Below are 13,130 nucleotides of genomic sequence, written 5' to 3'. Positions count from 1 at the left end.
AGGGTCAGCCTTCCTCCTGGAAGGCCTCCTCGCGGGCTTTCTTGATGCTCGGCAGCGCCATCAGGATCAGCAGCAGCGCCGTCGTGATGAGCAGGCCCAGGCTGATCGGCCGCTCGATGAAGACCATGGCGTCGCCGCGCGAAAGAAGCATGGCGCGCCGGAAGTATTCCTCCATCTGCGGTCCGAGCACGAGGCCCAGAAGGAACGGAGCGCCTTCGCAGCCAAGCTTGACGAAGATGTAGCCCAGCACGCCGAAGATCCCGACCTGCAACACGTGGAACGTGCTGTTCTGGAGACTGTACGCGCCGATGCAGCAGAACAGCAGGATGGCCGGCGCCAGGTAGCGGTACGGCACGGTGAGCAGCTTCACCCACATGCCGATCATCGGCAGGTTGATGATGACCAGCATCGCGTTGCCGATCCACATCGAGACGATCATGCCCCAGAACAGGTCCGGCTTCTTGGTCATGACCTCAGGTCCCGGCTGGATGCCCTGGATGATCATGGCGCCGACCATCAGCGCCATGACGGCGTTGGACGGGATGCCCAGCGTGAGCATCGGGATGAACGAGGTCTGGGCGGCGGCGTTGTTGGCAGCCTCCGGTGCCGCAACACCTTCTACCGCGCCCTTGCCGAACTGGCCGGGGTTCTTCGACAGCTTCTTCTCGAGCGTGTAGGCCGAGAAGGCGCCCAGCGTCGGTCCACCGCCGGGCAGCACGCCGAGGATCGATCCCAGAAAGGTGCCGCGCAGGATGGCCGGGATGGAGCGCCTTATCTCCTCGCGCGTCGGCCACAGCGATCCCACTTTGATCGCCCCGCCGCGTTCGAGGTGTCGTTCCAGGTTGACCACGATCTCGGCGATGCCGAACAGGCCCATGGCGATCGGCGCGAAGTCGATGCCGTCGCTCAGCTCCGGAATGTCGAAGGTGAAGCGCTGGGCGCCGGTATTCACGTCGGTGCCGATCAGGCCGAACAACAGGCCGAGGAATACCATCGCAATGGCCTTGGTGACCGAACCACTGGCCAGGACCACCGCGGCGACGAGACCGAGGGCCATCAGGGAGCAGTAGTCGGCCGGGCCGAATTTCTGCGCCATGCGCGTCAGCGGCTCGGCAAAGATAACGATGATGATGGTGCCGATGGTGCCGGCGAAGAACGAGCCGACCGCGGAGATCGACAGCGCCGCACCGGCTCGCCCGTTGCGCGCCATCTGGTAGCCGTCGAGGCAGGTCACGACCGAGGAGGCCTCACCCGGCAGGTTGACCAGGATCGAGGTCGTCGAACCGCCGTACTGCGCGCCGTAATAAATGCCGGCCAGCATGATAAGCGAGGCCGTGGGCGGCAGGTGGAAGGTGATGGGCAGCAGCATGGCGATGGTCGCCACCGGACCGATGCCGGGCAGAACCCCGATCAGCGTACCGACCATGCAGCCCAACAGGGCGTAGGTCAGGTTCTGGAAGGTGAAGGCGACGCTGATGCCGAGAAGGAGATTGTCTAGGAGATCCATCTTACCAAATCCCCTGCACGACAGAGATGTTCATCCCCAGCCCGACCTTGAAGACGATCGTGCACAGGATGGAGAGAACGACGATGTTGCCGATCACTTCGGCGAGCTTGAATTCCTCGCCGGCCAGCGAAGAGATCATGACCAGTACGATCAGGGCCGGGATCAGGCCGGCACGCTCGAACAGCAGCGCGAAACAGACGATGCCGAGGGTCACCAGCGTGATCGGCTTCCACTTCGGCCGTTCGACCGGCTCGCTGCCGCTCACCACGGCGATGATGCAGACCAGGACGCCCAGCGCCAGCAGGATCAGGGAGAGCATCCGCGGGACGTAGCCTGGACCCATGCGAACGGGTGTCCCAACGGCGAGATGCTGCCCGAAATAGAGGGCTGCCAGCCCAAAGGCGACAAACATCAACCCGGACAGGAAGTCCTTGGTCAGAAACCGATTCACGGTGTTTCGCTCCCCAAACATTTACGCTGTGTTGCGACGCCCGTAATCGCGAGACACAGCGCGGGACCCTATCCTCCGATTCTTACGCCAAGCTGACGCGGAGCTTAGTGACCCCCCGCTTTCCGGAATGAAGGAACATTCAGGTCCGTATCCGACTGCTTAAATGTAATTCCTCTTAGCGAAATTAGATATTTCAGGTGCATGGGTTTGACGGGACGGACGTGTGATGTGCGGAATGGTGGTGTGAAATTGCCGGCCCAGGAGAACGTCGTGAGCGACAAGACTTATGGTTTCGAAACATTGGCACTGCATGCCGGCGCCGCCCCCGATCCGACGACCGGCGCCCGCGCCCTGCCGATCTACCAGACGACGGCCTATGTCTTCGAAGACGCCGACCATGCCGCCGCCCTCTTCAATTTGCAGACCGTGGGATTCATCTACTCACGGCTGACCAACCCCACGAATGCCGCGCTCGAAACACGGCTGGCGACGCTGGAAGGCGGCCGCGGTTGCACCATCGCCTCATCAGGACATGCGGCCCAGGTTCTCGCCCTGTTTCCCCTGATGGCGCCGGGCGCCGAGATCGTCGCGGCCTCGCGACTTTACGGCGGCTCGCTGCAGCAGATGAAGAACACCTATCCGAAGTTCGGCTGGACGGCGAACATTGTCGATGCCGACACGCCGGACAATTTCAAGCGCGCGGTCACAGACAGGACCAAGGCGTTCTTCATCGAGAGCCTTGCCAACCCGGGCGGCGTGATCAGCGACATCGAGGCGATCGCGCGCGTCGCCGAGGATGCCGGCGTACCGCTGCTGGTCGACAATACGCTGGCGACGCCCTGGCTCTGCAAGCCGATCGAGTACGGCGCGACGCTGGTCGTGCATTCCACCACCAAGTTCCTGAGCGGCACCGGCACGTCGATGGGCGGTGCGGTCGTCGATTCCGGCAAGTTCGACTGGTCGCGCGGTGGCAAATTCCCCAGCCTCGCCGGCCCGGAGCCCGCCTATCACGGCCTGAACTTCTACGAGACCTTCGGCGACATGGCCTACACGTTCCACAGCCATGCCGTCGGCCTGCGCGACCTCGGCCCCACTCAGGCGCCGTTCAACGCCTGGCTCACCATGCTCGGCATGGAGACGCTGGGCCTGCGCATGGAGCGTCACTGCGCCAATGCGCTGGCGGTCGCGCAGCATCTCGAGACGCATCCCGCGGTGGCCTGGGTCAATTACGCCGGCCTGCCCTCCAACAGGTACAACGCGCTTGCGAAGAAGTACCTGCCCAAGGGCGCGGGCTCGGTCTTCACCTTCGGCGTCAAGGGTGGCTACGACGTCGGCGTGAAGGTCGTCGACAGCGTCGAGCTCTTCTCCCACCTCGCCAATATCGGCGACGCCAAGAGCCTGATCATCCACCCCGCCTCGACCACGCATCGCCAGCTCTCCGAGGAGCAGCGCGTGGCCGCCGGCGCCGGGCCGGACGTGCTCCGCCTGTCGATCGGCATCGAAACGGTTGCAGACATCATCGCCGATCTGGATCAGGCTCTGGAAAAGGCGACGCGCCCCTAAGCCCGTCGCCCCCTACGCCGGAGAACACGGCGAGGCAGGAGGATGGAATGCTCAGCAAGGCGGACAACGAGTTCCTGACCCGTGCCGGCAAGGGCACGCCCATGGGCGAGATGTTGCGGCGGTTCTGGATGCCGGCACTGCTTTCGGAAGAATTGCCCGAACGCGACGGGCCGCCGAAGAAGATCCGCCTCTTGGGCGAGGACCTGCTGGCCTTCCGCCAGACCGACGGACGGGTCGGCATCGTCGAGCCGCACTGCCCGCATCGCGGCGCCAACCTCTATTATGGCCGCAACGAGAATTGCGGGCTGCGCTGCTCGTTCCACGGCTGGAAGTTCGACATCGACGGAAACTGCGTCGACCTGCCGACCTCGCCGCCGGAGTCGGCCTACAAGGACACAATCAAGCTTCTCGCCTATCCGACGCGCGAGTGGGCCGATCTGGTCTGGGTCTACATGGGCCCGCGCGAGCATATGCCGGAACTGCCGCAGCTCGAGATGGGGCTGGTCCCCGCCGCCTCACGTTTCGTCACCAAGAAATGGCAGGATTGCAACTGGGTGCAGAGTCTCGAGGGCGCGATCGACACCTCGCACTTCTCCTTCCTGCACAAGGTGCTGGCGACGGACGACGAGGCCGCGCGACGTGCCATGAGCCGCGCGGCGCTGAGCGACCAGGCCAAGCCCGACGATCGCGTGCGCTGGGTGCAGAATGACCCGCGCCCGCGCTTCAGCGTGCTGGGTCACGATACGGGCCTCGTGATCGCGGGCGGCCGCAAGACCGATGGGCCCGACCTCTACTGGCGCATCGCACAGTTCCTGATGCCCAGCCACGCCTACACGCCCGCCGCCTTCCCGGGCGAGATCTACTACGGGCAATCGTGGGTGCCGGTCGATGACGTGAACTGCTGGATATACACCTACTGCTGGCAGCCAGACCGGCCTCTGAGCAATTCCGAGCGGGCCAAGTTCCGCGGTGGCTTCAATGTCCATTCCGAGGTCGATGCCGACTACAAGCCGCTGCGCAACAAGGACAACGATTACCTGCGCGACCGCAGCGTTCAGCTCACCGAGAACTTCACCGGCATCACCGGCGTCTCCGAGCAGGACGCGGCCATCCAGGACAGCCAGGGCCCGATCCAGGACCGAACGAAGGAGCATCTCGGCCCGACCGACATCGGCATCGTCGAGTTCCGCAAGCTGGTGATGGGCACCGCCCGCCGCCTCGCATCTGGCGAGCCGCCGGCTGCCGCGCACAAGCCTCATCGCTATGCCGTCCGCTCCGGCGGCTGGATCGCGGCGCCGGACAAGGATCTCGCCACGGTCATGACCGAGCGGTTCGGCCATGATCGCGGCTATATCGGCAACCAGTACGGATTGGGTGACTGATGCTCGCAGCTGACAACGCGTTCCTGACGCAGAGCGGCCCCGGCACGCCGATGGGCGACCTGATGCGCCGCTTCTGGATGCCAGCCCTGCTCTCCGAGGAACTGCCCGAGCGCGACGGCCCGCCGAAGAAGATCCGCATCCTGGGCGAGGACCTGCTGGCCTTTCGCCAGACCGACGGACGGGTCGGCATCGTCGAGCCGCACTGCCCGCATCGCGGCGCCAACCTCTATTTCGGCCGCAACGAGGAATGCGGGCTGCGCTGCGCCTTCCACGGCTGGAAGTTCGATATCGATGGCAACTGCGTCGACCTGCCGACCTCGCCGCCGGAGTCGGCCTACAAGGACACGATCAAGCTGCTGTCCTATCCGACGCGCGAGTGGGCCGATCTGATCTGGGTCTACATGGGCCCGCGCGAAACGATGCCCGAGTTGCCGCAACTCGAACTGGGCCTCGTTCCCGCCGGCCATCGCTTCGTCTCCAAGAAATGGCAGGACTGCAACTGGGCCCAGAGCCTCGAGGGCGCCATCGACACGGCGCACTTCTCCTTCCTGCATGCCATCCCGACCAAGGATGAGGCGGCGCGTCTCGATATCCTGCGCAAAACCTCCGCCATCGGTCAGGAAGGCGGCCTGGCGGATCGCAGCCGCTGGGTCACCGACGATCCCCGGCCCAAGTTCAGGATCCAGGGCCACGAGGCCGGACTGGTGATCGCCGCCGGCCGCAAGACCGATACGACCGACGTCTATTGGCGCATCGCGCAGTATCTCGCGCCCAACCACGCGCTGGTGCCGGTCGCCTTCCCCGGCGAGGTCTACCACGGCCAGACCTGGGTGCCGGTCGATGATACGAGCTGCTGGATCTACACCTACAGCTGGGTGCCCGACCGGCCCCTCACCAACGCCGAGCGCACCAAGTACGCGTCGGGCCTGAGCCTCCACGCCGAGATCGACGAGCACTACGTGCCGAAGCGCAACGCGCGCAACGACTACATGATCGACCGCGAGCTGCAGAAGACGCTGAGCTACACCGGCATCAGTGGCGTATCCGACCAGGACGCGGCAATCCAGGACAGCCAGGGCGCCATCCAGGACAGGACCCGCGAGCATCTGGGGCCCACGGATGTCGGCATCGTCGAATTCCGTAAGCTGGTGATGGGCGCCGCCCGTGCGCTCCAGCAGGGTGAGCCGCCCCGTTCAGCGGCCGCGGCGACACGCTATGCCGTACGGGCAGGTGGATGGATCGCGGCGGCAGAGAAGGATCTCGAGACGGTGATGACCGAGCGCTTCGGTCACCGGCATGGCTATGTGGGCGACGAATACGGGCTCCCGGAATAGAGGGTTAGACCGCCGCGGAGCGCTGCACTATCGTCCCGACGATATCGGTATTGGGGAGATATTTCGTGACCATCAAGATTTACGGGCCGACGGCCTCGCGTGCCTCGCGCGCCCTCTGGATCGCGCATGAACTCGGCATTCCGTACGAGCACATCGCCGTCGAGATGAAGGATCTCAAGAATCCCGACTATCTCAAGGTCAATCCGAACGGCAAGGTGCCGACGCTGGTCGATGGCGAATTCAAGCTCTTCGAATCGATGGCGATCAATCTCTATCTCGCCGCCAAGCACGGCAAGGACGGCTTCATGCCGACCAGCCTCGAGGATCTGGCCTTGTGCAACCAGTGGAGTTTCTGGGGCATGACCGAGCTCGAGAAGCCGCTGCTGACGATCCTCATCGACATGTTCATGACCCCGCCCGACAAGCGCAAGCCGGAGGCCGTCGCCGACGCGCAGAAGGCCTTGCCGAAGCCGCTGGCGGTGCTGAACGGCGCGCTCGAGGGCCGCGAGTACCTGCTGGGTTCGACCTTCACGGTGGCCGACCTCAACCTGGCGTCCATCATGAGCTGGGCCAAGCCGATCAAGGTCGACTTCACCCCGTTCCCGAACGCCAGTGCGTGGCTCGATCGCTGCCTGTCGCGTCCGTCCTACAAGGCTGCACGCGGCGCGAAGTAGCCTCTACTCCGCGGGCGCGACCTGAGGCGCCGGCAACGACGCATCGCGCTCGTTGCCGGGCAGCAGCAGCGCCACCAGGGTGATCACGACCGAGGTGGCGGCGAGGCCGAGAAACAGCAATTCCAGGCTTCCCGTCGTCTCGCGTACCCAGGCAATCAGCAGGATCGCCAGCGGGCCGGCCCCGAAAGCCACCACGAACTTCGCGCCGAAGCCCAGCCCGTGATAGCGGCTGGGTGTGTAGCGGGCGATCAGGATGTTCTCGATCGGACCCGCCGCCGCGCTCAGCACCGCCGAGCCGATGGCGCCCAGCAGCGCCACGTAGCCGTTGCCCATGGCCAGCGCCAGCATGGCAATCACCTGCAGCGCCGAGGCCACCACATAGGTCGCCTTCAGCGGATAGCGGTCGACGATGCGCCGGCCCATCGCAAATTGCGCCACGCCCGAGACGACGTAGATCATCGAGGTGGCGAGGCCGACCCACAGCACGATCTGGGTCGCGATGCCCCACGAGGCCAGCCCGTCGCGCAGCGCCGAAATCTCGGGCGCGAGCTTCACCTCGAAGACCATCGCCGCACCGAACATCAGCGCCTGCCAGATGACGCCTTCCAGCGCCATGGTGACGGAGAGCACCGAGAAGACGCGCCAGAAGTCGCGGCGGCCGACCTGCGTGCTCCTGGCTTGCGGCATCGGCCGGTCGCCGACCTTGCCCTGGCGGATCTGGATCCAGAGGACGGTGCCGACGATCAGGCAGACGAGGCCGGGCACGATGAAGGCCGCGCGCCACGAGGCCAGCGTGATCAGCACGCCGGGGACGACCCCGTAGAGTGCGAGGCCCGCACTGCCCCACAGGCCGTTCACGCCCATGGCGTGGCCCTGCTCCCGGGCCGTGCGGATCACCCAGCCGATGCCGACGGAGTGGTAGAATGCCCCGAAGGCGCCGATGCCGCACAGGGCCAGCGACAGCGCCAGCGTGTCGCCGGTCGGAACCAGGCCGCAGGCGACCGACGACAGGCCGAGGCCGAGGAACATCACAACCATCATGGCCGGCGCACCGAACTTGTCCGATGCCCAGCCGGCCGGCAGCGACACGATGCCCAGGAGAATCGTGGCCGGCGCGTAGAGGCGCAGCAGGTCTTCGGCCGGCAGGTTCCAGGAAACCGCCAGAGTAAGCACGATCACGGCATAGAACGCCGTCATCATGTGCATCAGCGCGTGGCCGATGGAGGAGAAGAGCAGGACACGCCGGCCGGGGTCGATCATCCTGCCTGTATCCTTTGTCGCCCTATTCGCTGCAAGCGCAGCTTGCGGCAATGCTGCCATTCGCGCTAAAGCCCCCGTGCCGCGGGCTCACCGGCCGGCGGCACCGGTCGGGGCGTAGCGCAGCCTGGTAGCGCATCAGTCTGGGGGACTGGGGGTCGCAGGTTCAAATCCTGTCGCCCCGACCAATTTACTCCCCTGCCATATGTCGTCATGAACACGCGCCGGGCGCTCGCCTTCATTTTCTGCACGGTGGCGCTCGATGTGCTGGCGCTCGGGGTCATGATCCCGGTGCTGCCGAAGATCGTGCTGGGATTCATGGACGGCGACACCGCCGGCGCCGCCGAGATGTTCGGCCTGTTCGCGACGGTCTGGGCGTTGATGCAGTTCTTTTGCTCGCCCCTCCTCGGCGCCCTGTCGGACCGCTTCGGCCGCCGGCCGGTCATCCTGATCTCGTGCCTGGGGCTAGGCCTCGACTACATCTTCATGGCGCTGGCGCCCTCGCTCCTGCTGCTGTTCGTCGGCCGTGTGGTCTCGGGCATCACCTCGGCCACGATCGGTACCGCCTTCGCCTATATCGCCGACGTGACCAAGCCCGACGAACGGGCCAAGGCCTTCGGCCTGGTCGGCATGGCGTTCGGGCTGGGCTTCGTGGTCGGTCCGGCGATCGGCGGCCTGCTGGGCGGTCTCGATCCACGCCTGCCGTTCTGGGTCTCGGCGGCTGCCTGCCTCGCCAATGCGGCGTTCGGGTGGTTCGTGCTTCCCGAATCGTTGCCGCCGGAAAGGCGCATGGCGTTTTCGTGGAAACGCGCCAATCCGGTCGGATCGCTGAAACTCCTGGCCTCGCAGCGCCAGTTGCTCGGCCTCGCATCCGTCGATTTCCTGGGGAACTTCGCCCATCAGGTCCTGCCCTCGGTGTTCGTCCTGTACGCCGGGCATCGATATGGCTGGGGCGAGACGACGGTCGGCCTGACGCTCGCCTTCGTGGGCATTTGCACCGCCATCGTGCAGGGATTTCTGATCGGACCGATCGTGAGGCGCATCGGCGCCCCGCGGGCCGTGATTGCCGGATTGATTGCCGGCGCATCCGGCATGTCGATCTATGGGCTCGCCGCGACAGGCCCCTGGTTCTGGGCCGGCGTCCCGGTGATGGCATTCTGGGGCGTCGCCGGTCCGGCCCTGCAGGACATGATGACCCGCCGTGTCGGCGGCACCGAGCAGGGTCAACTGCAGGGCGCCGCCTCCGCGTCACGCAGCATCGCTGGCCTGATCGCGCCCGGCGTCTTTGCCGTCCTGTTCGCCTGGACGATCGACACCCTGCCGGGTGCCGCCTTCCTTGTGGCCGGGGCGCTACTAGCGGCAGCCGCCCTCGTCACGTGGTGCGTTACGGCTCGGACGCGACCTGTCGCCCGCGTTCCGTGAGCTTGCAGACGAGCCAGTCCGGCTTCAGCGGATTCTTGAACCAAGGCTGCGCCCAACCCGCCGTAAGGCACCGCTTGACGACGTCAATATCGATCTCCTGCCCGTCAAGATCGAATAAGGGCAACTTGCCGCCCGGCTGGCTGAGCCCGCGCCTCAAATAAATAAGCTCACTTATGGTAGGAAGAACGACTTCCAAACCATTGTCATTAAATGATATTAAGTCAAACGAGCGCGCGTGATGGCGCGCGAAATCGCGATTTACAAGCACGGTCACGTCCCCCTTTGACGATTCCGTTGAAGGCCCCTCGCCGGGCACGATACGCTTGCCCGGACAAAAACCAAATAAAATCAGTTACTTGATACACTTTCTTACAAAGGCCACCCGATCTGGTGGCCTTTGGACGCAGAACCTGCAAGCCCTAGAGCGCCGCCCCCCGGCGATGCTCCAGGCGCGTAGACCTAGTTTTGCGTCTTCAGCGTGCTGCGCAGCTGCGTCAGCGCCTGTTCGAGGTCTTCGAGCACGGATTCGATCTCACGGCGCTTGTGGAGGTCGAGGACCGCCGCGCGCGGCGTGGTGGTGGAGGGCTGTGGGCCGGTCCGCGGCAGCGGCTGGCGGTTGCCCCCTGCCATCGCCTCGGCGCGCGCCGACACGATACGCAGGCTCTCCAGGGCGCTCTCGGCCGCAAGGTCGAGACGCTGGGCCGGCAGCCGGCCGCGGCCTTCCTTCAGCAGGCGCTGCACGCCCTTGATCGTGTAACCGTCTTCGTAGAGCAGCGCGCGGATGCGGCGCAGCAGGTCGATGTCTTCCGGCCTGTAGTAGCGACGGCCCCCGCCCCGCTTCAGTGGCCGAACCTGGGAGAACTTGCTCTCCCAGAACCGCAGCACGTGCTGCGGGACGTCGAGCTCGGTCGCAACCTCGCTGATCGTTCGAAACGCCTGCGCCGACTTCTCGACCCGTCTTTCGACGGTCTGAACCGAAACGGCCATCCCTGATCCCCTCGTGTTCCCAAACTACCCCTTGTTCTCGCCGGGCGCCCCGTTGATCAGTGTTTTCAGGACATTCGACGCTCGAAAGACGAGGACTCGCCGCGGCAGGATGGGAACTTCCTGCCCGGTCTTTGGGTTGCGGCCGACCCTTTGCCCCTTGTCGCGAACCGTGAAACTCCCGAACGAGGAGATCTTCACCGACTCGCCGCGCGCCAACGCTTCCACCACCTCGGAGAGAATAGTCTCCACGAGATCGCTGGATTCATTGCGAGACAGTCCCACTTCTTGGAACACTGACTCGCTCAAATCGGCGCGCGTAATAGTCCGGCCGTCCACTCCGGTACCTCTTCTTCCCCCACTTAATCCTTACTCTAAGGTGGGAAAGCGGTCAATATCAGTGGGATAGCGGCTGGACTTGAATCGCTGCCTGTTCACGTTCCGTTGGCGTTTATTCTTGTCTTACCAGCGAACGAGGCTCGCGCCCCAGGACAGGCCGCCGCCGATGCCCTCGAGCAGCAGCAGATCGCCCTTCTTGATGCGGCCGTCCTTGACGGCGACGTCGAGCGCCAGCGGGATCGACGCGGCGGACGTGTTGGCATGCTTGTCGACCGTCATCACGACGCGCTCCGGGGGCAGGCCGAGCTTGCGGCCGGTGCCATCGATGATGCGCTTGTTGGCCTGGTGCGGGACCAGCCAGTCGATGTCCTTGGGCTCGAGCCCTGCCTTGGCCAGCACTTCGCCCACGACCGCCGCCATGTTGACAACGGCATGTTTGAAAACCTCCTTGCCTTCCATGCGGAGAAAGCCGGTGGTCCGGGTCGAGGATGGGCCGCCGTCGACATAGAGGATGTCGTGATGGCGCCCGTCGGAATGCAGCGCGTTGGCGAGAATGCCGCGATCGGCCGAAGTACCGGCGCCCTGCTCGCCCTTGAGCACGATCGCGCCGGCGCCGTCGCCGAACAGCACGCAGGTGCCGCGATCTTCCCAGTCGAGGATGCGCGAGAACGTCTCCGCGCCGATCACCAGGGCGGTCGAGGCGAGGCCGCTCTTGATCAGGCTGTCGGCAACCGAGACGCCGTAGACGAAGCCCGCGCACACCGCCTGGACATCGAAGGCCGCGCCCCTGGTCATGCCGAGGGCGGCCTGCACGCGCGTAGCCGTGGCGGGAAACGTCTGATCGGGCGTAGCCGTCGCGAGCACGATCAGGTCGAGGTCGGACGCCTTGAGGCCGGCATGGTCGAGCGCGCGCTGCGAGGCCTTGATCGCGAGGTGGGAGGTAAACTCACCCTCGGCCGCGATGTGGCGCTGGCAGATGCCGGTGCGCTGGCGGATCCACTCGTCGGTGGTCTCGACCGTCTTCGACAATTCTTCGTTGGTGACGACACGCTCGGGCAGATACGAACCGCAGCCCTGGACGACAGAACGAATCACGCAGTTCCTCCGGTGGCCTGCAGCGATGCGGCCGGCGTTTCGGTTGCCGAGGTGATCTCGTGCAGCCGGGCCAGGCCCTCGACAAGCTTGCTCTTGTATTCGTAGCGGACCAGGTCGACCGCCACGCCGATGGCGTAGGCGAAGCCCAGCGCGTCCGTGCCGCCATGGCTCTTCACGCAAACCCCGTCGAGGCCGAGGAACACGCCGCCATTGTAGCGGCGCGGATCGACGCGCACGCGCAGCTTCGACCAGGCGCCCGAGGCGAACAGATAGCCGAGCTTGGCGAAGGTGGAGGTCCGGAAAGCGTCGCGCACGAACTGGGTATAGAGCTTGGCCGTACCTTCGATCGCCTTCAGCGCGACGTTGCCCGTAAAACCGTCGGTGACCACGACATCGGCCACGCCCGCACCGATGTCGTTGCCCTCGACGAAACCGTGGAAGGAAACAGGCGAGCCTTCACGGCGCAGCAGGGCTGCTGCCTGGCGTAGCTCTTCATGGCCTTTCAGCTCCTCAGAGCCGACGTTCAGCAGGCCGACCCTGGGCTTGTCGAGGCCGAGCAGGATCTGCGCAAAGACGCTGCCCATGACGGCGAATTGCGTGAGATTGCTGGCGTCGCATTCGAGATTCGCGCCGAGGTCGAGCATGATGCTCTCGCCGCGCGAGGTCGGCAGGAACGAGGCCAGTGCCGGCCGGTCCACGCCCTCGAGCATGCGCATCGCGAACATCGATATGGCGAGAAGCGCACCGGTGTTGCCGGCCGAGACGATCGTATCGGCACGGCCCTGGGCCGCGGCTTCGACCGCCATCCACATGCTCGACTTGCGGCGGCGGCGCAGCGCAAACGACGGCTTGTCCCCGGCCAGCACGGCGTCTTCAGACGGCACGATCTCGAGCACCTGCGCGAGACCCTTGCGCTTGTCGACGAGCGCCTTCAGGCGCGCTTCGTCGCCGAACAGCAGGAAGGAGGTTCCGGGATAGCGCTCGCGGGCGATGTCGGCGCCGTTCACGATGACGTCGGGGGCATGATCGCCGCCCATGCCATCGAGGGCGAGTACGATCTTTTTCGTACCCACCGTCACGCTCCGACTGTCGACTGCCAGCGCATTGCCGGCGGCGTGCTTC

Annotated in this window: 12 protein-coding genes and 1 tRNA gene; 6 read left to right on the top strand and 7 right to left on the bottom strand. The window is 65.3% G+C overall.

Going from position 1 to position 13,130, the window contains the following annotated elements; all coding sequences use genetic code 11:
- Nucleotides 1-4: 4 nt before the first annotated feature.
- Nucleotides 5-1,507: a tripartite tricarboxylate transporter permease gene (locus ACP15H_RS08455; protein ID WP_425065758.1), complete on the bottom strand. Its 1,503-nt coding sequence runs from the start codon at nt 1,505-1,507 to the stop codon at nt 5-7.
- Between the two features lies 1 nt (nt 1,508).
- Entirely contained in the window at nt 1,509-1,958 is a 450-nt protein-coding gene (locus ACP15H_RS08450) for a tripartite tricarboxylate transporter TctB family protein (protein ID WP_425065757.1), read from the bottom strand.
- A 270-nt stretch (nt 1,959-2,228) separates the two neighbouring features.
- Here ACP15H_RS08450 and ACP15H_RS08445 point away from each other — a divergent pair, with 270 nt between their 5' ends.
- From ACP15H_RS08445 to ACP15H_RS08430, 4 genes are all read left to right on the top strand, one after another.
- Complete coding sequence (locus tag ACP15H_RS08445; RefSeq protein ID WP_425065756.1) at nt 2,229-3,521, top strand: O-acetylhomoserine aminocarboxypropyltransferase; 1,293 nt, start codon at nt 2,229-2,231, stop codon at nt 3,519-3,521.
- 47 nt (nt 3,522-3,568) lie between these two features.
- Nucleotides 3,569-4,903: a Rieske 2Fe-2S domain-containing protein gene (locus tag ACP15H_RS08440; protein WP_425065755.1), complete on the top strand. Its 1,335-nt coding sequence runs from the start codon at nt 3,569-3,571 to the stop codon at nt 4,901-4,903.
- Nucleotides 4,903-6,237: a Rieske 2Fe-2S domain-containing protein gene (locus ACP15H_RS08435; protein WP_425065754.1), complete on the top strand. Its 1,335-nt coding sequence runs from the start codon at nt 4,903-4,905 to the stop codon at nt 6,235-6,237. Before ACP15H_RS08440 ends, ACP15H_RS08435 begins: the two co-directional genes overlap by 1 nt.
- A 65-nt stretch (nt 6,238-6,302) precedes the next feature.
- On the top strand, nt 6,303-6,911 hold the full coding sequence (locus ACP15H_RS08430) for a glutathione S-transferase family protein (protein ID WP_425065753.1): 609 nt from the start codon (nt 6,303-6,305) through the stop codon (nt 6,909-6,911).
- Nucleotides 6,912-6,914: 3 nt separating this feature from the next.
- Here the strand turns inward: ACP15H_RS08430 and ACP15H_RS08425 are convergent, their stop codons facing one another.
- Nucleotides 6,915-8,171, bottom strand: a complete 1,257-nt coding sequence (locus ACP15H_RS08425; RefSeq protein ID WP_425065752.1) for an MFS transporter — start codon at nt 8,169-8,171, stop codon at nt 6,915-6,917.
- 108 nt (nt 8,172-8,279) lie between these two features.
- Here ACP15H_RS08425 and ACP15H_RS08420 point away from each other — a divergent pair.
- Nucleotides 8,280-8,356 (top strand) — tRNA-Pro (locus ACP15H_RS08420).
- 25 nt (nt 8,357-8,381) lie between these two features.
- Nucleotides 8,382-9,590: a TCR/Tet family MFS transporter gene (locus ACP15H_RS08415; protein ID WP_425065751.1), complete on the top strand. Its 1,209-nt coding sequence runs from the start codon at nt 8,382-8,384 to the stop codon at nt 9,588-9,590.
- Nucleotides 9,591-10,049: 459 nt separating this feature from the next.
- Here ACP15H_RS08415 and ACP15H_RS08410 read toward each other — a convergent pair whose 3' ends face one another.
- From ACP15H_RS08410 to plsX, 4 genes are all read right to left on the bottom strand, one after another.
- Nucleotides 10,050-10,577: a MerR family transcriptional regulator gene (locus ACP15H_RS08410; RefSeq protein WP_425065750.1), complete on the bottom strand. Its 528-nt coding sequence runs from the start codon at nt 10,575-10,577 to the stop codon at nt 10,050-10,052.
- Between the two features lie 24 nt (nt 10,578-10,601).
- Nucleotides 10,602-10,913, bottom strand: a complete 312-nt coding sequence (locus tag ACP15H_RS08405) for an integration host factor subunit alpha (RefSeq protein WP_295136311.1) — start codon at nt 10,911-10,913, stop codon at nt 10,602-10,604.
- A 123-nt stretch (nt 10,914-11,036) separates the two neighbouring features.
- Nucleotides 11,037-12,008 (bottom strand): beta-ketoacyl-ACP synthase III, encoded by a 972-nt coding sequence (locus ACP15H_RS08400; RefSeq protein ID WP_425065749.1) that lies wholly within the window; start codon nt 12,006-12,008, stop codon nt 11,037-11,039.
- Nucleotides 12,005-13,081 (bottom strand): phosphate acyltransferase PlsX, encoded by a 1,077-nt coding sequence (gene plsX / locus ACP15H_RS08395; RefSeq protein ID WP_425065748.1) that lies wholly within the window; start codon nt 13,079-13,081, stop codon nt 12,005-12,007. The genes ACP15H_RS08400 and plsX overlap by 4 nt, the downstream gene beginning before the upstream one ends.
- Nucleotides 13,082-13,130: the final 49 nt, after the last annotated feature.

Source organism: Reyranella sp. (genome assembly GCF_965249915.1).
Lineage (GTDB): Bacteria > Pseudomonadota > Alphaproteobacteria > Reyranellales > Reyranellaceae > Reyranella.
Note: the sequence above shows the minus strand (reverse complement) of the source record. Positions and strands in the feature narration are given on the sequence as shown.